Below are 385 nucleotides of genomic sequence, written 5' to 3' on the forward strand. Positions count from 1 at the left end.
GACGATCCGCTGGCGGCGGCCGCCGCCGGCCAGCTGTTGGACGCGGCCGGGTTCCAGGCCGAGGATATCCAGCAGGTGGAGCAGGAATTCAACGCGATGCGCCAGCGCACCGTGCTGCATTCACGGCGCTGAGCGGCCGCCCGGGCGGGGCCCGCCCCACCCCCCAGCCCCCCCCCCCCCCCGGGGCGCCCGGGGCCGGCCCCCCCCGGCGGCCCCCGCCCCGCGCGGGGCGCGCGGGGCCCGCCCCGGCGAGCGTCGTCTGTAGATCCACGCCATGCATGGATGGGGTTACGCGGCGGCCCCGCGTTCACTGGTGATGCGCGCACCTTCGCGCATCACCAGGGTCACCGGGGTCTTTTCCACCACCTCCAGCAACCGCTGCCAC

General features: G+C 76.9%; 1 pseudogene. It reads right to left on the reverse strand.

Features of this window, described 5'->3' with window-relative positions:
- Window positions 1–288 precede the first annotated feature (288 nt).
- Window positions 289–385 (reverse strand): annotated as a pseudogene (locus R5H29_RS22820) (OsmC family peroxiredoxin); the annotation flags it as partial.

The organism is Stenotrophomonas sp. A3_2, assembly GCF_036624925.1.
Lineage (GTDB): Bacteria > Pseudomonadota > Gammaproteobacteria > Xanthomonadales > Xanthomonadaceae > Stenotrophomonas > Stenotrophomonas hibiscicola.